The sequence below is a fragment of the Mycobacterium ahvazicum genome, from assembly GCF_900176255.2.
Lineage (GTDB): Bacteria > Actinomycetota > Actinomycetes > Mycobacteriales > Mycobacteriaceae > Mycobacterium > Mycobacterium ahvazicum.
The window spans coordinates 99,724-123,409 of the sequence record NZ_FXEG02000002.1; the positions used below are offsets into that span (position 1 = coordinate 99,724).

The following is a 23,686-nucleotide window of genomic DNA, read 5'->3' on the forward strand; positions in this document are numbered from 1 at the left end:
AATTGCTGCATGGAGCTGCGTCATCTGGAGTACTTCCTCGCCGTCGCGGATAACCGGAGCTTCACCGAGGCCGCAAAAAAGTTGCATGTCGTCCAATCGGGGGTGTCGGCGACGATCAAGGCCCTGGAGCGAGAACTCGACGCAGAGCTATTCGTCCGGGGTTCGGCGGGCGTCGAGCTGACTCCGGCGGGGGAGGAGCTGCGACCCCGCGCCCGCGAAACCCTGGATGCCGCCCGCGCGGCCAAGGACGCCGTCAACGCCACCCGCGGCTCGATCCGCGGCACCGTCACGGTGGGGATTCTGACGTCGATCAGCGTGATCGACATGCCCGCGGTGCTGGCCGAACTGCATACCCGGCATCCGGGGGTGACGGTGCACTTGCGCGCCGCCAGCGCCGGATCGGCCGGCCTCGCCCGCCAGCTGCGCGACGGCGATCTCGACGTCGCCTTTCTGGTCTTCACCGGCCCGCCGCCGGCCGACCTGAACGCCCGGCTCGTCGCGGCTGTTCCGCTGCTTTTGGTCGTACCGGCCGATCATCCACTGGCTCAACGTGATTCGGTGCCGCTGGCCGAACTGGAAGGCATGTCGTTCGTCGACAGCCCGCCGGGATACGGCACCAGAACCGTGATCGACAACGCGTTCACCGCCGCCGGTGTGGAACGGACCGTCGCGGTGGAGGTCGCCGACCTCGGCACGGCCGCGACCTACATCCGCAACGGCCTGGGGATCGGCTTCCTCAGTTGGACCATCCTCGACGAGATCGACGATTTCGGCCTGGCCACGCTGCGCGTCAGCGACTACGACCTCGAATGGCGATTGTTCGTCACCACGTCCTCGGCCCGGTCGACCAGCGCGGCTACCCGCGCCGTCCTCGCGCTGATCGACGAAGTCGCTTCCCGCTGAATCAGCTTGCGATGGCTACCTGTTCAAGCACAGCGTCCTCGGCCACCGCCCCGTAGCCGTAGCGTTCGATGACCTCGGCCCAGCGCTTCGCGATGATCGCGCGCTGTTCGGCCGTCACTTCGTACTCGTTCGTCCGGTAGGAAGCCTTGTCGTCGAGGTATTTCCGCAGCCGTGGCAGGTACCGATCGAAGTCACCCAGCTCCAGGTGCTCGTACATTTTGCGCAGCTGACCTTCGGGATCGCCGATCAGATCCTCATAGCGCAACTCGTAAAACCGTGCCGGGTCAACGAGTTCGCGTCCTTCGTCCAGCTTGCGATGCAGGTCGAGGTAGTTGGACAGGACGTTTTCATCCAGTCCCTGGAACGTCGGCCGCTGCAGCCCGTGCACCAAGGAGAACGACTTGAACAGGTTCACGGTCGAGGGATAGACGACGTACGGATCCCGGACGATGTGGATGAACTTCGCCTGCGGAAATATGTCCAGCAGCACCTTGATCCGGAAACTGTGCGTCGGACTCTTCAGGACGATTGCCTTGCGGCGGCGGAAGTACACCTGCTGGACGAACCGGAAAAAGGTCTGCTTCCAGGTTTCCAGTTCTCGGGCGCTCAACTTGTCCATGTCCAGGTAGTGCTCGTCCTGGGTCGGCCGGTTCGGGAACGCGATGGTGAGGTAGGGCGAGGGCAGTCCCAGCATGCACCAGGCGAATTCGTCTTCCTGTGGGTGCGCCATGCTCATGTCCATGTTGTCCATCGCGCGATGCTTCGACGTCAGGAATTCGGCGAAACGGGCGAACCGCTCGGTCAGCAGAAAATGATGCGGCGCAATGCATTCGTAAGTCGTCGGACCGGTGTGATGCTCGTCGAGCACCATCATTTCGTGCAGCATGGTGGTGCCGCTGCGCCAGTGCCCGATGATGAAGATCGGCGCATGGCCGACCGCCGTGTTGGCGACTCGCCTGCTGAACACGATGTTCTGCCACGTCCCCAGGAAAGAGTTGACGACGGACAGGCCCGTGTAGAGCACGGCGTAGTGCCAGCGGCTCCAGTGCACTGCGAAGCGGTTGCGGATCAGCAGGCGCATCCAGGCGGTGAAGTTGCAGCCGATCCACAGCGGGGCGGCCCACTCGTGCCACCATCGCGAGGTCGAACAGCCGGCCTTCATCGCAGGTTGAGCCGACACTGTTGGGTGGCGCGTCGGGAAACGACGACCCAAGGAGCAGTCATGACGCATCGCCCTTCTGGCGGAGGAACTTGGACACATGTACTGGACAAGTGCGGACGCTACGGATTCGTTGTGCTACGCATGCGTAATTAACAAGAACGTCATTTCAACGACACGGCGAGTTTGGGAATCGCGCCGTATCCACTGGTACCCGGGCTGATCAAACCCGTCGCAAAAATCGTAAAGCCCCCGGGAACAAGCTCCCGACACCAATCGTTAGCATCATCGACAAGTTGAGTGACCCAGACTCAATACTGGGTTGACAGGTCGGCACCCTCGGGGGCAGGCTTGAGCGGGGTTCACTCAGCATAGTGGCACCAAAGAAGCTCTACACAATCAGGAGGAATCACTATGGCTCGTGCGGTCGGTATCGACCTCGGGACCACCAACTCCGTCGTCGCAGTTCTAGAAGGTGGCGACCCCGTCGTCGTCGCGAACTCCGAGGGCTCACGCACCACGCCGTCAATCGTCGCCTTCGCGCGCAACGGTGAGGTGCTCGTCGGCCAGCCCGCCAAGAACCAGGCGGTCACCAACGTTGACCGCACTATCCGTTCGGTCAAGCGGCACATGGGCACCGACTGGTCCATCGAGATCGACGACAAGAAATACACCGCTCAGGAGATCAGCGCCCGCATTCTGCAGAAGCTGAAGCGCGACGCGGAAGCGTACCTGGGCGAGGACGTCGCCGACGCGGTCGTGACCGTGCCCGCGTACTTCAACGACGCCCAGCGTCAGGCCACCAAGGAAGCCGGCCAGATCGCCGGCCTCAATGTGCTGCGCATCGTCAACGAGCCGACCGCGGCGGCATTGGCCTACGGCCTGGACAAGGGCGAGAAGGAACAGACCATCCTGGTCTTCGACCTCGGCGGCGGTACGTTCGACGTCTCGCTGCTCGAGATCGGCGAGGGTGTGGTCGAGGTCCGCGCCACCAGTGGTGACAACCACCTCGGTGGTGACGACTGGGATGACCGTGTCGTCGAGTGGCTCGTCGACAAGTTCAAGGGCACCAGCGGAATTGACCTGACTAAGGACAAGATGGCGATGCAGCGGCTGCGTGAGGCCGCCGAGAAGGCCAAGATCGAGCTCTCGAGTTCGCAGAGCACCTCGATCAACCTGCCTTACATCACCGTCGACGCGGACAAGAACCCCCTGTTCCTCGACGAGCAGCTGACCCGCGCCGAATTCCAGCGCATCACACAGGATCTGCTCGACCGCACGCGTCAGCCGTTCCAGTCGGTTATCAAGGACGCCGGCATCTCGGTGTCCGAGATCGACCACGTGGTGCTGGTGGGTGGTTCCACCCGCATGCCCGCGGTGACCGAGCTGGTCAAAGAGCTCACCGGCGGCAAGGAGCCCAACAAGGGCGTCAACCCCGACGAGGTCGTGGCCGTGGGTGCCGCGCTGCAGGCGGGTGTCCTCAAGGGTGAGGTGAAAGACGTTCTGCTGCTTGACGTCACACCGCTGAGCCTTGGCATCGAGACCAAGGGCGGCGTGATGACCAAGCTGATCGAGCGCAACACCACCATCCCGACCAAGCGGTCGGAGACCTTCACCACGGCCGACGACAATCAGCCGTCGGTGCAGATCCAGGTCTTCCAGGGTGAGCGCGAAATCGCTTCGCACAACAAGCTGCTCGGCTCGTTCGAGCTGACCGGTATCCCCCCGGCTCCGCGCGGTGTCCCGCAGATCGAGGTCACCTTCGACATCGACGCCAACGGCATCGTGCACGTCACCGCGAAGGACAAGGGCACCGGCAAGGAGAACACGATCAAAATCCAGGAGGGCTCCGGCCTGTCGAAGGAGGAGATCGACCGGATGATCAAGGACGCCGAGGCACACGCCGAGGAGGACCGCAAACGTCGCGAAGAGGCCGACGTTCGCAACCAGGCCGAGTCTTTGGTCTACCAGACCGAGAAGTTCATCAAGGAGCAGCGCGAAGCCGAGGGCGGGTCGCAGGTTCCCGAGGAGACGCTGGCCAAGGTCGACGGCGCGATCGCCGAGGCCAAGTCGGCGCTGGGCGGCACCGACATCTCCGCGATCAAGGCGGCGATGGAGAAGCTGGGCCAGGAGTCTCAGGCGCTGGGTCAGGCGATCTACGAAGCCACTCAAGCGGCCGGCGGACAGGCCGGCGGCGCCGAGTCCGGCAGCTCATCCGGCTCCGCTGATGACGTCGTGGACGCGGAGGTGGTCGACGACGACCGGGAGTCCAAGTGACTCAAGGAAATCAACACGGCAATCCGCAAGAGCAGGTAACTGTCACCGACAAGCGGCGGATCGATCCCGAGACCGGAGAAGTACGCGATGTCCCACCCGGCCCCCAAACTGCTGGGGCGCCGGGCGGGGCAGCGTCCGACTCGTTCGCCGGCGAAACTCCGGAGGAGGCGGGCAAGGCGGCCGAACTGATCGCCGACCTGCAACGGGTTCAAGCCGACTTCGCGAACTATCGCAAGCGTGCGCTGCGTGACCAGCAGGCCGCGGCGGATCGGGCCAAGGCCACCGTTGTCAGCCAATTACTGGGCGTGCTCGACGATCTCGAGCGCGCGCGCAAGCACGGTGACCTGGAATCGGGCCCGCTGAAGTCCGTTGCCGACAAGCTGATGAGCGCGCTGACCGGACTTGGTCTGGTCGCGTTCGGCGCCGAGGGCGAGGATTTCGACCCGGTGCTGCACGAAGCTGTCCAGCACGAAGGTGATGGCGGCGAGGGGTCCAGGCCAGTGATCGGCACCGTGATGCGCGAGGGCTACAAACTGGGCGAGAACGTTTTGCGTCACGCTCTGGTTGGCGTTGTTGACACGGTCTCGGGCGTGGGCGATGAAGCCGGCGCCTCGCCAAGCGCGGACCCCGGCGCGAGCGACACCGACGAAAATGCCGACACTGCCGGTGGTTAAGGCACAGAATCAGCACAACAGAAACAGCGAAAGGTGAAGGGAGGTGACGCGACATGGCCCAGCGTGAATGGGTCGAAAAGGACTTCTATAAGGAGCTTGGCGTCTCCTCCGACGCCAGCCCCGAAGAGATAAAGCGCGCCTATCGCAAGTTGGCGCGTGACCTGCATCCGGATGCGAATCCCGACAACCCCGCCGCCGGTGAACGGTTCAAAGCGGTGTCGGAAGCGCACAACGTGCTGTCGGATCCGGCCAAGCGCAAGGAGTACGACGAAACCCGTCGGCTCTTCGCCGGTGGTGGTCTTGGCGGTCGGCGGTTCGACACCGGCGGCTTCGGGGGGTTCAACGTGGGCGGCTATGGCTCTGATGGCGCCGAGTTCAATCTCAACGATCTGTTCGACGCCGCGGGCCGCAGCGGAGGCACCAACATCGGCGACCTGTTCGGTGGCTTATTCGGACGCGGCGCGAGTGGCCGCCCGAGCCGGCCCCGGCGTGGCAACGATCTGGAAACCGAAACCGAGCTGGATTTCGTCGAGGCCGCCAACGGCGTCGCGATGCCGTTACGGTTGACCAGCCCGGCACCATGCACCAATTGCCATGGCAGCGGCGCACGTCCGGGTACCAGCCCGAAGGTGTGTCCCACCTGTAACGGCGCCGGTGTGGTCAGCAGCAACCAGGGTGCATTCGGTTTCTCCGAGCCCTGCACCGACTGCCGGGGCAGTGGCTCGATCATCGAGCACCCCTGCGACGAGTGCAAAGGCACCGGCGTCACCACCCGCACCCGCACCATCAACGTGCGAATCCCTCCCGGCGTCGAAGACGGACAGCGGATTCGGCTGCCCGGGCAGGGTGAGGCGGGGTTGCGCGGAGCACCCTCGGGCGACCTCTACGTGACGGTGCATGTGCGGCCGGACAAGGTCTTCAGCCGCGACGGCGACGACCTCACCGTGACGGTGCCGGTCAGCTTCAGCGAATTGGCCTTGGGATCAACGCTTTCGGTTCCCACGCTGGACGGCAAGGTTGGCGTGCGGGTGCCCAAGGGCACCGCCGACGGCCGGATCCTGCGGGTGCGCGGACGCGGTGTGCCTAAGCGCAGCGGGGGCAGCGGAGATCTGCTGGTCACCGTGAAAGTCGCTGTGCCACCGAACTTGGAGGGCGCCGCGCAGGAGGCCCTGGAGGCCTACGCGGAGGCCGAGCGCGCCAGTGGGTTCAACCCGCGCGCGGGGTGGGCGGGTAACCGCTGATGGCGAAAAACTCCAAGCGAGAGGATGCCCGCACCTTTTTGATCTCCGTGGCGGCCGAGCTGGCCGGCATGCATGCGCAGACCTTGCGCACCTACGATCGCCTCGGGCTGGTGACACCGAGCCGCACTTCCGGTGGCGGACGGCGTTATTCGCAGCACGATGTGGATCTGTTGCGTGAGGTGCAGCGGCTCTCCCAGGACGAAGGCGTCAACCTCGCCGGCATCAAGCGGATCATCGAGCTGACCAATCAGGTCGAGGCACTGCAGTCGCGGCTCAAGGAGATGGCCGAGGAAATCGCCATGCTGCGCGCCAACCAGCGCCGCGATGTCGCGGTGGTGCCCAAGAGCACCGCGCTGGTGGTGTGGCAGCCCCGTAAGCGGCGTTAGTCCTCGGGCAGTTTGTCGAGAGTCTTTCGCGCTTCCTTGCGCCAGACCTCGTGCTCATCGTCGAGGTACACGGCCACGGCATCGCGCACGCCGGTGGCCTTCTGGCGCACCAGGGCTGCCATGGCCGCATCACGCGTCGCGGGATTCGAAAGCTGGCTAACGGCGAGCTCTTTGGCTTCCGCGGTTTTGAATCGACCGATCCAGCGCACCAGCCACGATTTGGTAGGGAAATCCCGCTCAGAGCGGATCGCGGCAGCGACCCGCGGGAAATCGGAGCGTTCAAGGATCTCGAAAAGCGCATATCCAACGGGCTCAAGTTCAAACCTGCCCAGTGGGGGGTCGATCTCGATTTGTTGAAACAAGACGTCGATCGCGGCACGATTACCTTTGGCGTTCTTCGTGATCAGGTTGCGAATCAGCCCCTCGCGCAATGCGTTCCGCTCTTCCCCCGGCGGGACACGCTCATCAAGATGTTGTAGCCAGTCTACGATGATGGGCACTGCCTGCGGGTAGTCGATCTTCGAATTTACTAACTGCCAGACGGTGTCTTCGGGAATGCCCGCCTCATTCAGTTCGCGTTTCAGTGCCCGTCGGTACTCGGGCCAGGCCTCTGGGTCTTCGTTGTGTCCACTCACGACAAGTTCCTGCTGTCATCGATCTCTACCTGTAAGCCCTGATAATCCCTTTGCAAGGTCTCTAATGCTCCCTGGTAGTCGGTGCGACCCTTGTCCACGACGATGACGAACTTGAAGCCACGTTCCTGCGCGTATTCGGCGAAGTCGCGAATCTGCTGCGTGACGCGGAGTTTCTGGACATTCTTTACCTCTCGAACCACGTGGTTGTCCCGGTCGAGCTCGTCAGGAATGCGGTATCTGGTTTTACCAGTGTTTGGATCGACTATCTGGATCCGTTGCTTCGGCACAGTCTGGTCGATGCCGGCGATCTCTTCGGCGCGACGGCCCTTGCGCCGGTTGTCGTTGACCCGCTGCGTCGGCGTGGGAGTAACGCTGCGCGGCACCAGCGCCAGGATCGACTTGACCGCCGGCAGTGCGGTGCCCATCGCGGTACCCGCTACTCCCAAGTCCTTCATCGACGCCGTGGCCGTCACCCGCAGCGCGGCGTTGAGCCCGTTGATCTGAGTGACGGCCGTTGCGATGAACGTGTTTTTGATGGCCTCGGCGATGAGATGCAATTGCGGCGGGTAGGCATCCAGGGCCGTCACGATCAGGTAGAGGCATTTGACGATGAATGCCATGTCGTCCTTGACCGATTTCAGCTCGTTGCCGTAATCCTTGGCCGCGCGCGACATGTCGCCGCATGCGCCCGCGATATCGGTGCTGACCATGCGCGCTTCATTGAGTCGGTCTATGACAAAGGCGATTTCAGCCGCCTCGACGTCGACGATCAGCCGTTGTTCCTCCGGCCCGGGTTGATCGTCGATGCCCACCAGGTCGTGGCCGAAGGTCTCCCACGCCGCCGAGGCCGATAGCGCGTGGTCGGGGTGACCGTCCGGCCAGCCGTCGGTGATCTGGCCGCGCACCAGGTCCCAATGCGGCGGCTCGGGATCGCCGCCTCCCGCAACCGAACTCACCTTTACGGCCGCGTCGATAAAGGTTCCCGCGGATTCACCCGGCGGTGTAACCGGCGCCCCGTAGGCATCCCGCTGGTTGAGGGTCGAGGCATCTTCGGTTTCGTCGTGGTTGACCCCGTCTTGGCGCAGCAGGCTGCCCAGATTGTGAAAGGCATTCACCAGCCGGTACGCGACCTGCCCGACTTCGTCGGCGGCGGCGTCGTAGGCCGTTGCCCACTGCGGGCCAACGCCGTGCGTGCCGGCCGCGTTGGCGGCGTCCACCCCGGTCAGCTTGTTCAGCGCGGCGGCGGTATGGTCGCTGTTCTCCTTATAGGCAGCGGCCGCATCGTAGAACAACTCTGGATCGACGTCCGTCACCAGTGGCCCCGCCCCACTCTCACGCTTGGCGGTTGAGTCTATGGCAGCCTGGGTCTACGCGTTAGTCACCTGAGCAGGAGCGTCGACGCAATGTCCTACGACCTGACGATCTATGCCCCATCCAGCATCGACGCCGACGAGCTGGACGCGATCGTCGCAACCATTCCCGGCCTGACCGTCGGCGAACGCGGTGACCGCGAGGTGAGTGTGCTGCGGGGCAAGCAGGAGAACTATGCGTTCACCGTGTTCGGTCCGTACGAGATCGATCCCGAGGATGTGCCCGACGACGTCATGCCGCACGTGCTGGAGCCCACCACCAGCTGGCAGGTCATCGTCGAAGGCAGCAACCCCGCCGAGACCAAGCCCGCCCGGCGCTTCGCGAAAGCCCTGGCCGTGGCCGCGGGGGGCGTGGCGATCGACGAGCAGACCGAGGAGATTCTCGGTGCCAAACGGGCCCGCAAAGTGCCGCGCCCCACATCCGAGCTGATCCGCATTCTCGACCTGCATTGGTACTCGCCGGAATCTGCACCCAGTGCCCCCAGGATCTGGCTGGAACTTGCCAGAAAGCTTCTGCCCGAAGCACTTCCACGCCGGTTTGGCAGCTACTATCCCTATCAACACCGGCTGGACCGCGATGGTGACGACGAATTCGTCTCCACCTATTCCGATGTAGCCTGGTTCACCGCGACGCTGCCGTGCCTGGACGGTGGGCTGTACTCAAACGTGTACGGCGGCAACATGGTCGACCATCTCAGGGTGGTCGCCGAGCCGTTGGACGAACCGCAGTGGCGGAACACGGTGCGGCGCTTCTTCGTCGAGTACGCCCGACGACGCGGCAGCTTGCTGGCCACCGGCGAAGTGCTGCGCAACCACAAACTGTCCGGACCCCCGGACCTCAGCTGGGACCGCAGCGGCACCCTGCGCGGCGCCGACGGAATTCTCGGCTTACCGGACCCGCCGATCTGGTGGACCTGGCTGGGCAGTGACTACCTGCCGTTGGTCGGTGACTACTTGCCGCCCGAGGACACGACATATTACGACGAGGGCGCCATGTATGTGCCCATCGACGAGCCCGCCGATCGCGGCCAACTGGCCGCACTGCCCGATCCTTTCCCGAAGTCGTTGCGCGTCACAGCAATTCCCTCTGAATACGGGCCGTCGAACCTGCCGACCAACAGCCCGGCAGCTATCCGCCCCACATCGCGGTGTTGACCTCCGCGTTGTGCACGTAGTTGCGATGGGCGATATGCGCATTGAGGTGCATGTCGAACACCACCTCGCTCATCTCGTCGGCCCAGCGTTGCCAGTGCTGCAGCCGCTCGAGGAACGCGTCGAATCCCACACCGTCCCAGGTTTGTTGCAGGCCCTTCAAATCGGTGGCGACTTCGTTCAGGCGGTCCTTCATCGTCTGACAGAACTGCCGCAATGCGTCGGCCGCATCCACCAGCTCGGCCTCGTTGACGGTGCGCCGCGCCACGATCAGAGCCCGCTCGCCGGAGGCGCGATGCTGCCGAGCGCGTCGGCCCCGGTGTCTTCCATTTTCGCGTAGGCCGCGGCCGCAGCGGACAGCGATTCTCCGATCCAGCGCAAGTCGCCGAGCATGTCGCCGCACTCGTCGTTGATCTCGGCCCAGATGCTCAGATACGCGCTGGCCGCCTGTCCGGTCCAGGTGCGGCCGAGGCCATCCAGCTGTGTTCCGAGCCTGGCACGCAGGCCCTCGATCTCGTCGGCCGCATCGGTGGCCACCTTGGACGCGTGTGTCAACCCCGCACAGTAGGCCCGTAGCTCATTCCCCGCCATCCCCCGCACCTTTCGAAAGAGGTCCTGGCTCAGGCTACCCTCAAACGCATGGCCGGTTGGCGTGACAACGTGACAGCAGAAGCCCAGGCCGATCTCGATGACCTGGTCGACGCCGCCGTCGATTTCGCGCTGGAACGCATCGCGTCGGCGGGGGAGTTCCTGCCCTTCACCCTCGCGGTGTCCATCGACGGCGAACGCCAAGCCCTCCAACCCAACTATCCCCGCGGCCAAGAGGTGCCGATCGGCGATCAGCTCGCCGCGCAGTGGCGCGCCGTCGCCGATCTGAAGGACAGCCTGCGCGCCGCCGCAGTAGCACTGAATGTGACTCTGCCCGAACGGAATCGGGACGGCATCGAGATCACCGTCGAACACCGCGACGGGGTGGCCATCGGACTGATATTTCCCTACGCCATCGACGCCGACGGCGAGGCAGAGTTGGTGGCGCCCACCGCGCACCGCGAAGAGCCGCGGGTGTGGACGGCCTGAGCCGTTACCGCGCCGGCGGTAAATCTCGCAGCTTCGCCAGCGCCTCGACGACCCGGCTCTCCAGTTCGCCCACTTCGGCATCGACATTTTCATTCGCGAAAACCATTGCCTCGCTCAGGGCTTCGTTGATGCGTTCGGACACCTCCCGAGCGCCGAGGCCCATAATCCCCGGATCGATGCGTAGGTCCACCAGGCGCAGCTGACCGTTGACGGTAACCTCGACGGTGCCGGTCTGATCGCTGACCGCGAAGGCCTCGGTGCGCATCCGCTCGACCTGCTCGTCGAGTAGTGACAGCACCGAGTTCCATTGCTGCAGCAGCTGCTCGACCTCCGGGCGCACGACTGCTAGAACCGGATGGAGAACACCGAGACCGCCGGCTCGCCGGGGCGCGCCGTGCGGTAGCCGCCGCGGCTCAGCGCGTCCGTAGGCGCGGTCATCGGCTCGAAGCAGACCAGGTCCTCGCCGGGTGGGGCGAAGATCTGGGTCGCCGAATACCCTTGCTCGAAGTGCACTTCCAGCCGGCGTCCGCCGCCGGACACCGCGAACACCGCACCTTTGGCCACCTGGTCGTAGGCATCGTCAAAAGCATTGTCGCCCAAGGGTTCTTTCTTGGCCGGCTGCTGGGAGAATCCGCCGGTGGGCAGGCCGCGCTCGTCGAGGCCCAGATGCCGCAACGGCGGTGTCTCGATGATCCACTCGCCGCGCGCCGCGTCGGGCACCCGAAGATACGGATGGAAGCCGAAGCACAGCGGCACCGCGGTCTCACCGGTCGCGGTGACGGTGGTGCGCACGGTCAGCGTCCGTTCGGCCAGTCGCACCGACACCGTCAGCAGGTGCGGGTACGGGAAGCCGGCCAGCAGCCGCGGCTCGGCACCGAAGTCGACCTCGACGGTCAGCTCGTTGGCCGACTCGGCGGCCACCCGCCAGTCGGGGTAGGCGGCCAGAGTGCCGTGGATCGGCAAGCCGTTGGGATCCGCGCGCACCCCGTTTTCACCCGGTGTCAGCTCGACGGTCACGTTCTCAGCGGTATAAGTGTTGCTGCTCAACCGATTTGCCCAGGGATACAGAATCGGGATGCCCATGGTCTTGCCGGCTTCGATGTAGGCATCCAGGCCGCGCCGCTGGCCGAGCAACTCCACTCCGGAGTCGGTCAGCGAGATGCCGATCATGCCCGCGTCCGGCACGAATTGTGCGGCCGCCGATGACGTGGGGTCGCGCAGGGTCACCACATGCACGCGGCCAGCCTAGCCGTTAGCGGCTGAGCGGGTCGTGCTGAATGCGCTCCGCCGGGGTGCCTTTGGCGATCAGTGCGGCCGTGGTCGCCTGGACCATCTTCGGCCCACCGCAGATCAGGATCTGCCGGTCGCCCCAACCGCCGTATTTGGTGACCACCTCGGGGAGTTGGCCGATCTGGTGGACATGCAGGCCGCGCGGCGGTGTGACGTCCGGGTAGTTCGTGGCCCACGCGGGATCGCTGTTGTATTCCGACACCGGCGAGACCGACAGCCAGGGGTTGTGGGCACAGACCTGCCACAGCGTCGGCAGGTCGTACAGCTCGCAGCGGTAGCGCGCGCCGAAGAACAGGTGTACCCGCGGGTTGTTCGCGTGGCGCGTCAGGTCCATGATCAGCGCGCGCAGCGGTGCCAATCCGGTGCTGCCGGCCACCATCAGGACGTCGCCGCCGTCGCGGTCGACGTGTAGGCCACCGTGCGGGCTGGACAACCGCCACCGGTCACCAGGTCGGCTTTCGTTGACGATCGCGGTGCTGACCAGGCCGCCGGGGACCTGACGGACGTGGAACTCGATCCCGCCACCGGGGTCGGCGGGAATGGCAGGACTGAGAAACCGCCACCGTCGCGGGCATTGCGGAACCTGGGCGTTGACGTACTGACCCGGGTGATAGTGCATCGGGCGGTCGAGTCGCAGCCGCACCACCGCGAGGTCCCGGGATACCCGCTGATGTTCTATGACGGTGCCGTCCCACCACGCGGGTCCCTCTTCGGCGTCGGCGGCCCCGCTCATCACTCCGGTGATCAAGTTCAGCGACTGGTTGGCGGCTTCGTCGACGGCATCTGTCCAGGCCCCGGGACTATGTTGGCCCAAGTGGGCGCGCAGTGTTGTCCGCAGCGCCCGCCGCAGCGACTCGTAATGTGCCGGCAGCACACCGTATTTGCGGTGATCCCGGCCGAGCTGGGCGAGAAAGGCTACCGGCTCCTGGGCGCGCTGCTCCACCAGCTCGCCGTAAACCCAGTGCAGTGCGTGGCCGAAAGCGGCTCGCTGAGCGGCCATTTCGGGCGGGAACAGGTCGCGCACCGAGCCGTCGATCGCGAACCAGTGCGTGTAGAAGCGATGGACCAGCTCGCCGCCGGCGCCCGAGTCGTCCGGGGCCAGCGCGTCGCGCAGTACCCGCAACGCAGCGGAGTCCTCTAATCCCACGGGGCCCGATTCTAGGCTCGCCCAGGCACGTCAGCCCTGGCCGACGGTGTTCGACGTTCCGGTGTTGGCGACATTCGGTGAGCCCCAGTGATACGTGACGATGTTGTCGGTGCCCGTCGTGCTGATCGCGTCCGTGCTGTCGATCGTGACGCGATTCCCCTTGCCGGCGACGCTGAGGCTGGTGCAGTGGCCGGTGACGGTGATCGTGTTATCCACGCCGCTCACCGAGAGATAGCCGCCGTTGCAGGGGATCGTCTTCGTGGTGCCGGACCCGTTGACCTGCAAGGTGCCGTAGCTGGGGACGTTCGTGGGCAGGCTGCCGCCGGCCAGGCCGGTGCGGGTCCCGGTCGCCGCCAAACCCGCCACGACCAGCCAGCCGATCACGATGAGAAACCAGCAGGCCATCCCCACCCGCAGCCGTGGGCTAAGCGTGCCGGCCCAATTGCCGTTCTCGTCGCGGTCGAGGTCGTAGGCGAAAGCGGTCACGCAGCGGGCCCGCGCCGGATTGCGCGTGTCGGCCAGGATCACCCCGTCGACGTATTCGCGACCGCGCGCCACCAGCTCGCCCCGGTGGCCGTCGAGTGTGTAAAACACCTCGGTCGTGGTGTTGGGACCGCTCCAGCGCTCCCGGGTGACCGTCCAATCATGTGCCATCGGCAGTCGTGTGTTGAAATGCTGTGCACGCGAGAGCTTTTCAGTGCGCGTGACGGTTGCGACCCGGCCCCACTTGAGCAATCCGATTCGCACCCGCGCGCCGAACAGCTGCACGGCATAAATCCCGGCCAGGGTGATTACCGCCGCCGCGGCGAAGGCCGCGGGCCGCCGGATCCACAGCACGACCGGGACGATCGCAACCGCGAGCAGCGTCCAGACGTACCACCAGCGAAACGGCAGCAGCTCGGCGAGCCAGAAGGTGGCCGGAACCCCGCGCGGCGGCGGCGCGAGGTCCTTATCCGTCTGATTCATGGACCAAAGTCCCCTATCGCATCGAGCCGAAAAAATCTAAACTTGAGCGGAACAGACTCAACCTTGACGGCGTTGAACAACGGGACAAGCATTTCCCCTATACCCGAACGGAGGTGTCTCGGTTGGCCAGCGACTCTTTTAACCCGACCACCAAGACGCAAGCGGCTCTGACGTCGGCGCTACAGGCGGCCAGCGCCGCCGGTAACCCCGAGATCAGGCCGGCTCATCTGCTTTTGGCGCTGCTGACACAAAACGATGGGATCGCGGCGCCGCTGCTGGAAGCTGTCGGTGTCGAGCCCGCGACCATTCGCGCCGAAGCCGAAAAACTTCTGCAACGGCTGCCGCAGGCCAGCGGATCCAGCTCGCAACCGCAGCTATCCCGCGAATCGCTGGCGGCGATCACCACTGCCCAGCAGCTGGCCACCGAGATGGACGACGAATACGTCTCCACTGAACACCTGATGGTGGGCCTGGCCACCGGCGACTCCGACGTCGCCAAACTGCTCACCGGGCACGGTGCCTCCCCGCAGGCGCTGCGCGAGGCGTTCGTCAAGGTCCGCGGCAGTGCCCGGGTCACCAGCGCCGATCCCGAGTCGACCTATCAGGCGCTGGAGAAGTACTCCACCGACCTGACCGAGCGGGCCCGCGAAGGCAAGCTCGATCCGGTGATCGGCCGCGACAACGAGATTCGCCGGGTGGTGCAAGTGCTTTCCCGCCGCACCAAGAACAACCCGGTGCTGATCGGTGAGCCCGGCGTCGGCAAGACCGCGATCGTCGAGGGCCTGGCTCAGCGCATCGTCGCCGGCGACGTGCCGGACAGCCTGCGCGACAAGACCGTCGTCAGCCTGGACCTGGGCTCGATGGTGGCCGGCGCGAAGTACCGCGGCGAGTTCGAGGAGCGGCTCAAGGCCGTGCTCGACGACATCAAAAATTCCGCCGGACAGATCATCACGTTCATCGACGAGCTGCACACGATCGTCGGCGCCGGCGCGTCCGGCGAAGGCGCGATGGACGCCGGCAACATGATCAAGCCGATGCTGGCCCGGGGTGAACTGCGGCTGGTGGGCGCCACCACGCTCGACGAGTACCGCAAGTACATCGAGAAGGACGCCGCACTGGAGCGCCGCTTCCAGCAGGTGCTGGTCGGCGAACCGTCGGTGGAGGACACTGTGGGCATCCTGCGCGGGCTCAAGGACCGCTACGAGGTGCACCATGGGGTGCGGATCACCGACTCCGCGCTGGTGGCCGCGGCCACGCTGAGCGACCGCTACATCACCGCCCGCTTTCTGCCGGACAAGGCCATCGACCTCGTCGACGAGGCCGCTTCCCGGTTGAAGATGGAGATCGACTCGCGGCCCGTCGAGATCGACGAGGTCGAGCGCCTGGTGCGCCGCCTCGAGATCGAGGAAATGGCGTTGGCCAAGGAGGAGGACGAGGCGTCCAAGGAGCGGCTGGAGAAGCTGCGTGCCGAGCTGGCCGACCAGAAGGAGAAGCTGGCCGAACTGACCACCCGGTGGCAGAACGAGAAGAGCGCCATCGACATCGTCCGCGACCTCAAGGAGCAGCTCGAAACGTTGCGCGGGGAGTCCGAGCGCGCCGAGCGCGACGGCGACCTGGCCAAGGCGGCCGAGCTGCGCTACGGGCGCATCCCCGAGGTGGAGAAGAAGCTCGACGCCGCACTGCCGCATGCCGAGGCCCGCGAGAACGTGATGCTCAAGGAGGAGGTCGGACCCGACGACATCGCCGATGTCGTGTCGGCGTGGACGGGCATCCCGGCCGGCCGGATGCTGGAGGGCGAGACCGCCAAACTGCTGCGGATGGAAGACGAGCTGGGTAAGCGCGTCATCGGGCAGAAGGCGGCGGTGACCGCGGTGTCCGACGCGGTGCGCCGTTCCCGCGCCGGGGTCGCCGACCCCAACCGGCCGACGGGGTCGTTCATGTTCTTGGGCCCGACCGGTGTCGGTAAGACCGAGCTGGCCAAGGCGCTGGCGGAGTTCCTGTTCGACGACGAACGCGCGATGGTCCGCATCGACATGAGCGAGTACGGCGAGAAGCACTCGGTGGCCCGCCTTGTCGGTGCCCCGCCCGGCTACATCGGCTACGACCAGGGCGGTCAGCTGACTGAGGCGGTGCGGCGGCGTCCGTACACGGTGATCCTGTTCGACGAGATCGAAAAGGCGCACCCCGACGTGTTCGACGTGCTGCTGCAGGTGCTCGACGAGGGCCGGCTGACCGACGGGCAGGGCCGCACGGTCGACTTCCGCAACACCATCCTGATCCTGACGTCCAACCTCGGGTCGGGTGGCAGCGAGGAGCAGGTGATGGCCGCGGTGCGCTCGGCGTTCAAGCCGGAGTTCATCAACCGCCTCGACGACGTCATCATCTTCCACGGGCTCGAACCCGGCGAACTGGTCTCGATCGTCGACATCCAGTTGGCCCAGTTGCAGAAACGGCTGGCGCAGCGTCGCCTCACCCTCGAGGTGTCGCTGCCGGCCAAGCAATGGCTGGCCCAGCGCGGGTTCGACCCGGTGTACGGCGCCCGTCCGCTGCGCCGGTTGGTGCAGCAGGCCATCGGCGACCAGCTGGCCAAGCTGCTGCTGGCCGGCGATGTCCACGACGGCGACACCGTTCCGGTCAACGTCAGCCCGGACGGCGACGGCCTGATCCTCGGCTGATCCCCTTGACGCCGAACGTGCTCTCACGGCGTGAATTGAGCAGCGATATTTCCGCTCTCAGAGCACGTTCGGCATGTTCCGACTAGCGGCGCCGATCGCCCAGCTCGAAGTCACGGGTCTGGGCGCCGGCGTCGATTACTGCCTGCAGCAGTTCGCGGGCTTTCGGCTGTGCGAGGGTTTCGCGGAACAGCTGATCCTCGATGCGCAGCCCGGTCGGCAGGTCTGTGGTGGCGGCGTCGACCGCACGCTTGGCGTTGGCGATGGCGACCGCGTGCGACGACGCGATGCGGGCGGCGAGCTTGTCGACGAATCGCCGCAGCTTTTCGGCAGGCAGCGCGCGGTTCACATATCCCCAGGCCTCGGCGGTTTCGGCGTCGATGTCCAGGCAGCCGAGGATGACTTCCAGGGCGCGCGCCCGGCCCACCAGCCGGGGCAGCCGCTGGGTACCGCCACCGCCCGGGATGATGCCGACCGCCAACTCGGGATGACCCAGGACCGTCGCGCCGATCGCGGCGAATCGCATGTCGAAGGCCATCGCGAACTCGCAGCCACCGCCGCGGCAGACGCCCTCGATGACCGCGATCGTGGCCTTGGGCAGGGTCCGGATCCGCTCCGTCATGGCGTGAAACGGCGTCAGCTCGTCGTGCAGCCCGACGTCGTCTCCGGTTTTGCAGGCGGGCAGGTCCAGGATCAGCCCGACGTCCGCGTGGGCAATGAAGATTTCCGGGTCGGCGGAGTCGACGATCAGCACGCGCACCTCGTCGTCGGCCGCGACCTGGCGGGCCAGCCGGTCGAACTCGTTCAGTAGCGGCACGTCCAGCAGATTGATCGGAGGGTTGTCGATCGTCGCCCGGCAAACACCGTCGGCAGCGGCGACGCGAATCAGCTGATAGCCCTGGTAGCCCATGGCCGAACCCTACGGGTCTAGGACTCCGAAATCTTCACGTATCCCCGCTGCACGAGCCGCGCCATCGCATTGCGGTTGATCTTGATTCCGGGGATCAGGTCGGCGTTGCCCCAGCCCATCGCATTGGCCGTGGCGCCGCAAAGCTCGACCTGCGCGCCCTTTCGCGCGAGTTCGACGATGACCGCCTTGTACGGGTTGCCGGTTGCGACGTGCCGGTTGGCGTTGTACGTCGGATCGTCGAGGGTGGCGTGCCCCGCGTTGGTGTGGAAAACGATGACCACGTGCGGCTGCACCTGCCATTCGGCGGCATCTGCGAGGGCGAGCCCCGCGTGCAGGAGCACGGCCGGCATATCGCCCTCGAAGGACAGCGATGCCACGCTGAACACGACGTTCACCTCGTCGAGCTCGACGGGGACGTCGATATGCAGCGAATCGTCTTGACCTGACACTTCTTACTTCCAATCGGCCGGCAAACCGATCGGACACGCAGCGTCCTGGCAAACCTTAATGTGGTTGTGACCAGGTCGCATTCTCGGTTCGGGCGGGGTAGCAGATACGCTACTTAGGATGGTCCCCCTTTGGTTCACGCTCTCCGCGCTGTGCTTCGTCGGCGCGGTGGTGTTGCTGTATGTCGACGTCGACCGTCGGCGGGGGCGCAGCAGGCGCCGCAAGTCGTGGGCTCGCTCGCACGGATTCGACTACGAGCGCGAATCGACCGACATCCTCAAGCGCTGGAAGCGGGGCGTGATGTCGACGGTGGGGGACGTTTCCGCCCACAACGTCGTGCTGGGGCAGATCCGCGGCGAAGCGGTGTACATCTTCGATCTCGAGGAAGTCGCCACGGTGATCGCGCTGCATCGCAAGGTGGGCACCAACGTGGTCGTCGACCTTCGGCTCAAAGGACTGAAAGAGCCGCGCGAGAGCGACATCTGGCTGCTGGGCGCGATCGGCCCGCGGATGGTGTACTCGACCAACTTGGACGCGGCCCGGCGGGCCTGCGACCGGCGGATGGTCACCTTCGCGCACACCGCGCCGGACTGCGCCGAGATCATGTGGAATGAGCAGAACTGGACGCTGGTCGCGATGCCGGTGTCCAGCACGCGCACGCAGTGGGACGAGGGGCTGCGCACGGTGCGGCAGTTCAACGATCTGCTCCGTGTGTTGCCGCCGGTGCCTGCCGACAGCGACGAGCCGGCCGGACTGCGCAGCGCGGCGCCCAGCCGTCCGCTGGCGCCGGCCGGACGGGCGGAATTGCCGCCGCGGCGCTCGGCGCAGGATGTTTCCGGGTTGCTCGGAGACGCCGCGCGTCGTGCCCCGGAGTCCACCCGCCACGACGAGGGCCGTACCGAAGCCATCCGGCGCCCTCCGTCGTCGACCGGGCGCAACGGCCAGCAGGCCAGCAACTTCCAGCGCTGAAAGCCCTTGCGCCGCAATATGTCTGATCGCGACGAACTAGCCGAACTGGTGCGTCAATTGTCAGTGGTGCACGGCCGGGTGACCCTGTCGTCGGGCAAAGAGGCCGACTACTACGTCGACCTGCGCCGGGCCACGCTGCACCACCGAGCTTCCGCCCTGATCGGGGTGCTGATGCGCGAACTCACCGCCGACTGGGATTACTCGGTCGTCGGCGGGCTGACGCTGGGCGCCGATCCGGTCGCCACCGCCATCATGCATGCGCCCGGACGCCCGATCGACGCCTTCGTGGTGCGTAAGTCCGCGAAAGCCCATGGCCTGCAACGCCTTATCGAGGGCTCGGAGGTATCGGGACGACGGGTGCTGGTCGTCGAGGACACCAGCACCACCGGTGGCTCGGCGCTGACGGCGGTGCATGCCGTGCAAGACGCGGGAGCCGAAGTCGTCGGCGTGGCCACCGTGGTGGACCGCGCCACCGGCGCCGCGGAGGCCATCCAGGCCGAGGGCCTGCTCTATCGCAGCGTGCTGGGCCTGGCCGATCTGGGGTTGGGCTAGGGCTTCGTCGCTGTGCGCCGGTTCCTTGCGATAGCAATCTGTGCGGCCACCTGCCTGACAGGCTGCTCGGGTTCCAGCCACGCCGTTGCGCCGTACGGAGCGCAGGGCGCGCGACTGGGTGAATCGCTGGCGCTGCTGGGCTGGAACATGTCGGTGTCGAACCTGCGCTGGGACGGCGACTACGTGTTGGTCGACGTCGACGCCTCACCCGCCGATCCCAAGGCGCCGCACGCCAAACCGGAGGACATCCGGTTCGGGCTCTACGGCGCGCTCGCCCACCCCATGGAAGCCGCCGGGCTGGGCAGCTGCGACAAAGCGATGGCCACCGCGAACGACATCCGGACACCGCTGTCGGCGCCCCCCGACCGGCTGACCGGCGCGGTGTGTTTGGGCCCGCTGACCGACCGCAGCCAGGTGCGCGGCGTGTACAGCTACTCGGAGCGGGACCGGATCGCCGACACCTCCGCGGCCTACCCCGCGGCTTTTCCAGTGGGGCTGATGCCGACCAACGTCAACGACACCGGCCTGGTCGTCAAGACCACCAGCCTGTCGGCCTGGCACGGCGACGGTAAACCAGTGACCAACGCGCAACTCGGCGATCCGGGAGCCTTCAGCGGCGCCGGTTACATGCTGCTCGGGCTCGAGGCCGAGGCGGTCGCGGCCCGTTCCCGCGACGACTCCGCCCGCCGCGGCGGCCCGATGATGCTGCTCGCCTCGCCGACGGTGCCCGGCCGCGGCCTGAACCCCGCTTGTGCCGTGTACGGGTCGTCGGTGCTGATCTTGCCCGACGCCTCGCTGGATGCGGTGCGTGTCTCCGCGTCGTTGTGCACCCAGGGCGAAATCAACCAGGCGTTGCTGTATGCGACGGTCGCGATCGTCGGCACCCACGCCGGGGTGTGGACCTCGCGATGAGCGAGCGATGAGCGAGCCCGGGCCGGGGCCCACCGAATGGGCGGTTCCACCGGCCGCCGGCGTCGGGCCCTGGGCAGGCGAGCCGCCCGACGACCCACGGTATGACCCAATTCTGTTGCGCGACGGCGACACTCGCAACGTCGTCGACGCTTACCGGTACTGGACCCGGGAGGCGATCATCGCCGACATCGACCGGCGCCGGCACCCGCTGCACATCGCGATCGAAAACTTCGGCCACGACGCGAATATCGGTTCGGTGGTGCGCACCGCCAACGCGTTCGCGGTCGACACCGTGCACATCGTCGGGCGGCGCCGCTGGAATCGCCGCGGCGCCATGGTGACCGATCGCTATCAACGGCTGTGCCATCACGACAGCACCGCCGAGTTGCTGGATTTCGCGACGGTTGCCGGGTTGAGCGTCGTCGCGGTGGACAACGTGCCGGGCGCCGCACGCCTCGAGGAAGTCGCACTGCCGCGCGAATGTCTGCTGGTGTTCGGCCAGGAGGGGCCGGGCATCACCGACGACACCCGCCTCGGTGCGGCGATCACGGTGTCGATCGCTCAGTTCGGGTCGACCCGCAGCATCAACGCCGGCGTCGCCGCCGGGATCGCGATGCACGCGTGGATCCGCCAGCACGGGGACCTCAGCCGCGCGTGGTGATCACCGCGTCTGCCGCGTCCTGTGTGCGCTCAGGGTGTCGAGTGTGCGCTCAGGGCGCCGTCAGCGCACACGCGAGCCGCCGTCAGCTCCACAGCGTGACGTGCACCTTCGGGCGAAACCTGGTCACCCCGACACCGGAGCCGCGAATCATCGCCTGGATGCACCGCGGCGTGGTGATGAAGCGGACCAGCTCCGACACCGCGGGCTGACGCGCCGTGGGCGCGAGCGTCGTCGCGCACCACTCGCCCGACCGGTCCAGGCCCGGCCCGTTCACATGCACCAGCCTGCCCGCGGCGAGGTCCTTGGCGACCGCGAAACCAATCGTCAGCGCGACACCGCCGACCCGCTGCACCTCCTCGAGCGCCGCCGCGTCGCTCTGGAAGATTCGCTGCTGTGACTCCGGAATTGCCAAGCCGCGCAGCATGTTTGCGATTTCTCCGTCCACGCTGCCCGCCGACGGCCCGAGCATCCACTGCTGCTGACGCAACAGCCCCGGCGACGGATTACCCGCGGCCAGTGGACTATTCGGCGTGACGACGGTGATGATCTGATATTTGAGGAAGGGCCGCAGGAAGATCGACTCGTCGGGCGGCGCCGAGTTCTCACTGGCCGGACCGATCGCGATGTCGACGGCGCGCGATGCGATCAGCTCACGGAAACGGCTCGTCAGGTGCACACTCAACTCCACCGACAGGTCGTCGGCCCGCGACGAGAACAACTCGATCAGGCCGGGCGCGGCGTGTTCGGCGAACGCCGTCGACGCCGCGATGCGCAGCAGCCGGCGCCCGTGCGCCGCCTCGGTGACCTCGATCGCGGTTTGCTGCTGCAGGCCCAGGATTTCGACCGCGCGGCTGGCCAGCCGCAGCCCGCCCGGCGTGAACGCCAGCCCCGCACCGGTTCTGGTGAACAACGGGTCGTCGAGTTCCTTGCGCAGCGCCGCGACATGCATCGAGATCCCGGCGTCGGAAACGCCCAGTTCCGCGGCGGCGGCTCGCACCGAGCCCAACCGAACCACCGCCGAATAGGCCCGAAGTTGAGCCGGAGTCATGCTTGTGAGCCTACTTTGGGATTTGTGCGAGACGTGCTTGCCGAGTTGATGAAGATTTGGCGTGCTGGTGGCACCGCTGGTGTGGGAACCGTGGTGCGCACCTTCCGCTCGGCGCCGCGGCTGCCCGGAGCCTCGATGGTGGTCGGGCCGGACGGGTCCGTGAGCGGTTCGGTGTCGGGCGGATGCGTGGAAGGCGCTGTCTACCAAGCGGCCACGGAGGTGACGCAGACCGGGACACCGCGGCTGGAGCGCTACGGGGTCAGCGACGGCGACGCCTTCGCGGTGGGCCTGACATGCGGCGGCGTCATCGACATCTTCGTCGAGGCGGTGTCGCAGGCAACCTTTCCCGAACTGGAGACGCTCTGCGAGGACGTCGACGCGCAGCGCCCAGTCGCGCTCGCGGTCGTCATCGCCCATCCCGATCCGCAGCGGATCGGCCGGCGCCTCGTCATCCGTCGCGACTCGGAGGCGGGATCGCTGGGATCGGCGCGCGCCGACGCCGCGGTCGCCGACGACGCGCGCGGACTGCTCGCGGTGGGTCGCAGCGAGGTGCTCAAATACGGGCCCGACGGGCAACGGCTCGGCGAGGGCATGGAGGTGTTCGTCGCCAGCTACGCCCCGCGGCCGCGGATGCTCGTCTTCGGCGCCATCGACTTCGCCGCCGCCCTCGCGCAGCAGGGCGCGTTCCTCGGCTACCGCGTCACGGTGTGCGACGCGCGTTCGCTGTTCGCCACCCGCGCCCGTTTCCCGGCGGCCGAGCATGTCGTCGTCGACTGGCCGCACCGCTACCTGGCCGCCCAGGCCGAGGCGGACGCCGTCGACGAGAGCACCGTGATCTGCGTGCTCACCCACGATCCGAAGTTCGACGTCCCTGTGCTCGAGGTGGCGCTGCGGCTGCCGCGGGTCGGCTACCTGGGAGCGATGGGCTCGCGGCGCACCCACGACGACCGGATGCAGCGGCTGCGGGCGGCCGGGCTGACCGACGCCGAGCTGAGCCGGCTCGCCAGCCCGATCGGGCTGGACCTGGGCGCTCGAACGCCGGAGGAGACCGCGGTCTCGATCGCGGCCGACATCATCGCCAGACGGTGGGGCGGCGGGGGCTTGCCACTGGCCCAACTGGCCGGCCGGATTCACCACGACGCGCCGGAGCAGCAGGTCACAGGCGAGTTCGAGGCGACTTCAACGATCCCTTAACTCGCTATTGACGCCCCTGTCAGAGCGGCCGACACTTGGGTTCC

General features: G+C 66.4%; 25 protein-coding genes. 13 read left to right on the plus strand and 12 right to left on the minus strand.

Annotated features, from left to right (window positions below; translation table 11 throughout):
* Window positions 1-9: 9 nt before the first annotated feature.
* Window positions 10-903, plus strand: coding sequence for a LysR family transcriptional regulator (locus tag MAAFP003_RS02595; RefSeq protein ID WP_096284181.1), 894 nt, complete (start codon window positions 10-12; stop codon window positions 901-903).
* Between the two features lies 1 nt (window position 904).
* Here MAAFP003_RS02595 and MAAFP003_RS02600 read toward each other — a convergent pair whose 3' ends face one another.
* On the minus strand, window positions 905-2,065 hold the full coding sequence (locus MAAFP003_RS02600; protein ID WP_096284183.1) for a sulfotransferase family protein: 1,161 nt from the start codon (window positions 2,063-2,065) through the stop codon (window positions 905-907).
* A gap of 411 nt (window positions 2,066-2,476) precedes the next feature.
* Between MAAFP003_RS02600 and dnaK the strand changes: the two genes are divergently transcribed.
* Genes dnaK through MAAFP003_RS02620 form a run of 4 tightly spaced genes read left to right on the plus strand, consistent with a single transcriptional unit; the run spans window position 2,477 to window position 6,640 of the window.
* Window positions 2,477-4,339: a molecular chaperone DnaK gene (dnaK, locus tag MAAFP003_RS02605; protein WP_096284185.1), complete on the plus strand. Its 1,863-nt coding sequence runs from the start codon at window positions 2,477-2,479 to the stop codon at window positions 4,337-4,339.
* Window positions 4,336-5,013: a nucleotide exchange factor GrpE gene (gene grpE / locus MAAFP003_RS02610; protein ID WP_096284187.1), complete on the plus strand. Its 678-nt coding sequence runs from the start codon at window positions 4,336-4,338 to the stop codon at window positions 5,011-5,013. The genes dnaK and grpE overlap by 4 nt, the downstream gene beginning before the upstream one ends.
* A 53-nt stretch (window positions 5,014-5,066) precedes the next feature.
* Complete coding sequence (gene dnaJ, locus MAAFP003_RS02615) at window positions 5,067-6,254, plus strand: molecular chaperone DnaJ (protein WP_096284189.1); 1,188 nt, start codon at window positions 5,067-5,069, stop codon at window positions 6,252-6,254.
* Entirely contained in the window at window positions 6,254-6,640 is a 387-nt protein-coding gene (locus MAAFP003_RS02620; protein ID WP_096284191.1) for a heat shock protein transcriptional repressor HspR, read from the plus strand. Before dnaJ ends, MAAFP003_RS02620 begins: the two co-directional genes overlap by 1 nt.
* On the opposite strand, the gene MAAFP003_RS02625 is transcribed toward MAAFP003_RS02620, so the two are convergent.
* Window positions 6,637-7,275: a HEAT repeat domain-containing protein gene (locus MAAFP003_RS02625; RefSeq protein WP_096284193.1), complete on the minus strand. Its 639-nt coding sequence runs from the start codon at window positions 7,273-7,275 to the stop codon at window positions 6,637-6,639. The genes MAAFP003_RS02620 and MAAFP003_RS02625 overlap by 4 nt on opposite strands.
* Window positions 7,272-8,588: a putative toxin gene (locus MAAFP003_RS02630; RefSeq protein WP_096284195.1), complete on the minus strand. Its 1,317-nt coding sequence runs from the start codon at window positions 8,586-8,588 to the stop codon at window positions 7,272-7,274. The genes MAAFP003_RS02625 and MAAFP003_RS02630 overlap by 4 nt, the downstream gene beginning before the upstream one ends.
* A gap of 90 nt (window positions 8,589-8,678) precedes the next feature.
* Between MAAFP003_RS02630 and MAAFP003_RS02635 the strand changes: the two genes are divergently transcribed.
* The gene (locus tag MAAFP003_RS02635; RefSeq protein ID WP_096284197.1) at window positions 8,679-9,800 is read left to right on the plus strand and encodes a hypothetical protein; all 1,122 of its coding nucleotides are present in this window, start codon (window positions 8,679-8,681) and stop codon (window positions 9,798-9,800) included.
* Here the strand turns inward: MAAFP003_RS02635 and MAAFP003_RS02640 are convergent.
* A complete protein-coding gene (locus MAAFP003_RS02640) occupies window positions 9,775-10,065 on the minus strand; it encodes a WXG100 family type VII secretion target (RefSeq protein ID WP_165796289.1) in 291 nt (96 codons plus the stop codon). The two genes, MAAFP003_RS02635 and MAAFP003_RS02640, sit on opposite strands and share 26 nt — an antisense overlap.
* A gap of 2 nt (window positions 10,066-10,067) precedes the next feature.
* On the minus strand, window positions 10,068-10,388 hold the full coding sequence (locus MAAFP003_RS29030) for a WXG100 family type VII secretion target (protein ID WP_165796290.1): 321 nt from the start codon (window positions 10,386-10,388) through the stop codon (window positions 10,068-10,070).
* A 48-nt stretch (window positions 10,389-10,436) separates the two neighbouring features.
* Between MAAFP003_RS29030 and MAAFP003_RS29035 the strand changes: the two genes are divergently transcribed.
* Window positions 10,437-10,874 carry a hypothetical protein gene (locus MAAFP003_RS29035; RefSeq protein WP_165796291.1) on the plus strand — a complete coding sequence of 146 codons (438 nt, stop codon included), beginning with the start codon at window positions 10,437-10,439 and terminating at the stop codon, window positions 10,872-10,874.
* A gap of 4 nt (window positions 10,875-10,878) precedes the next feature.
* Here the strand turns inward: MAAFP003_RS29035 and MAAFP003_RS02650 are convergent, their stop codons facing one another.
* From MAAFP003_RS02650 to MAAFP003_RS29495, 4 genes are read right to left on the minus strand one after another with little or no spacing between them, the layout of a single operon-like run.
* A complete protein-coding gene (locus tag MAAFP003_RS02650; protein WP_096284202.1) occupies window positions 10,879-11,214 on the minus strand; it encodes a YbaB/EbfC family nucleoid-associated protein in 336 nt (111 codons plus the stop codon).
* 5 nt (window positions 11,215-11,219) lie between these two features.
* A complete protein-coding gene (locus MAAFP003_RS02655) occupies window positions 11,220-12,110 on the minus strand; it encodes an aldose 1-epimerase (protein WP_096284204.1) in 891 nt (296 codons plus the stop codon).
* Between the two features lie 16 nt (window positions 12,111-12,126).
* Window positions 12,127-13,311, minus strand: a complete 1,185-nt coding sequence (locus MAAFP003_RS02660; protein WP_096284206.1) for an FAD-binding oxidoreductase — start codon at window positions 13,309-13,311, stop codon at window positions 12,127-12,129.
* Between the two features lie 30 nt (window positions 13,312-13,341).
* Window positions 13,342-14,277, minus strand: a complete 936-nt coding sequence (locus tag MAAFP003_RS29495; RefSeq protein WP_243393746.1) for a DUF3060 domain-containing protein — start codon at window positions 14,275-14,277, stop codon at window positions 13,342-13,344.
* Between the two features lie 122 nt (window positions 14,278-14,399).
* On the opposite strand from MAAFP003_RS29495, the gene clpB reads away from it, so the two are divergent.
* Complete coding sequence (gene clpB, locus MAAFP003_RS02670; RefSeq protein WP_096290831.1) at window positions 14,400-16,952, plus strand: ATP-dependent chaperone ClpB; 2,553 nt, start codon at window positions 14,400-14,402, stop codon at window positions 16,950-16,952.
* Between the two features lie 82 nt (window positions 16,953-17,034).
* Here clpB and MAAFP003_RS02675 read toward each other — a convergent pair whose 3' ends face one another.
* Together MAAFP003_RS02675 and MAAFP003_RS02680 are read right to left on the minus strand one after the other, a co-directional pair.
* Entirely contained in the window at window positions 17,035-17,859 is an 825-nt protein-coding gene (locus MAAFP003_RS02675; RefSeq protein ID WP_096284208.1) for an enoyl-CoA hydratase/isomerase family protein, read from the minus strand.
* A gap of 17 nt (window positions 17,860-17,876) precedes the next feature.
* Window positions 17,877-18,308, minus strand: a complete 432-nt coding sequence (locus MAAFP003_RS02680) for a DsrE family protein (RefSeq protein WP_207768443.1) — start codon at window positions 18,306-18,308, stop codon at window positions 17,877-17,879.
* 118 nt (window positions 18,309-18,426) lie between these two features.
* Between MAAFP003_RS02680 and ttfA the strand changes: the two genes are divergently transcribed.
* From ttfA to MAAFP003_RS02700, 4 genes are read left to right on the plus strand one after another with little or no spacing between them, the layout of a single operon-like run.
* Entirely contained in the window at window positions 18,427-19,275 is an 849-nt protein-coding gene (gene ttfA / locus MAAFP003_RS02685) for a trehalose monomycolate transport factor TtfA (protein WP_096284210.1), read from the plus strand.
* Window positions 19,276-19,293: 18 nt separating this feature from the next.
* Window positions 19,294-19,827, plus strand: a complete 534-nt coding sequence (pyrE, locus tag MAAFP003_RS02690) for an orotate phosphoribosyltransferase (protein WP_096284212.1) — start codon at window positions 19,294-19,296, stop codon at window positions 19,825-19,827.
* Between the two features lie 12 nt (window positions 19,828-19,839).
* Window positions 19,840-20,739: a hypothetical protein gene (locus MAAFP003_RS02695; protein WP_096284214.1), complete on the plus strand. Its 900-nt coding sequence runs from the start codon at window positions 19,840-19,842 to the stop codon at window positions 20,737-20,739.
* A 7-nt stretch (window positions 20,740-20,746) separates the two neighbouring features.
* Window positions 20,747-21,400, plus strand: a complete 654-nt coding sequence (locus MAAFP003_RS02700) for a TrmH family RNA methyltransferase (RefSeq protein WP_096284216.1) — start codon at window positions 20,747-20,749, stop codon at window positions 21,398-21,400.
* Window positions 21,401-21,482: 82 nt separating this feature from the next.
* On the opposite strand, the gene MAAFP003_RS02705 is transcribed toward MAAFP003_RS02700, so the two are convergent.
* Window positions 21,483-22,448 (minus strand): LysR family transcriptional regulator, encoded by a 966-nt coding sequence (locus tag MAAFP003_RS02705; RefSeq protein WP_096284218.1) that lies wholly within the window; start codon window positions 22,446-22,448, stop codon window positions 21,483-21,485.
* A 24-nt stretch (window positions 22,449-22,472) separates the two neighbouring features.
* Here MAAFP003_RS02705 and MAAFP003_RS02710 point away from each other — a divergent pair, with 24 nt between their 5' ends.
* Entirely contained in the window at window positions 22,473-23,642 is a 1,170-nt protein-coding gene (locus tag MAAFP003_RS02710) for an XdhC family protein (protein WP_207768444.1), read from the plus strand.
* Window positions 23,643-23,686: the final 44 nt, after the last annotated feature.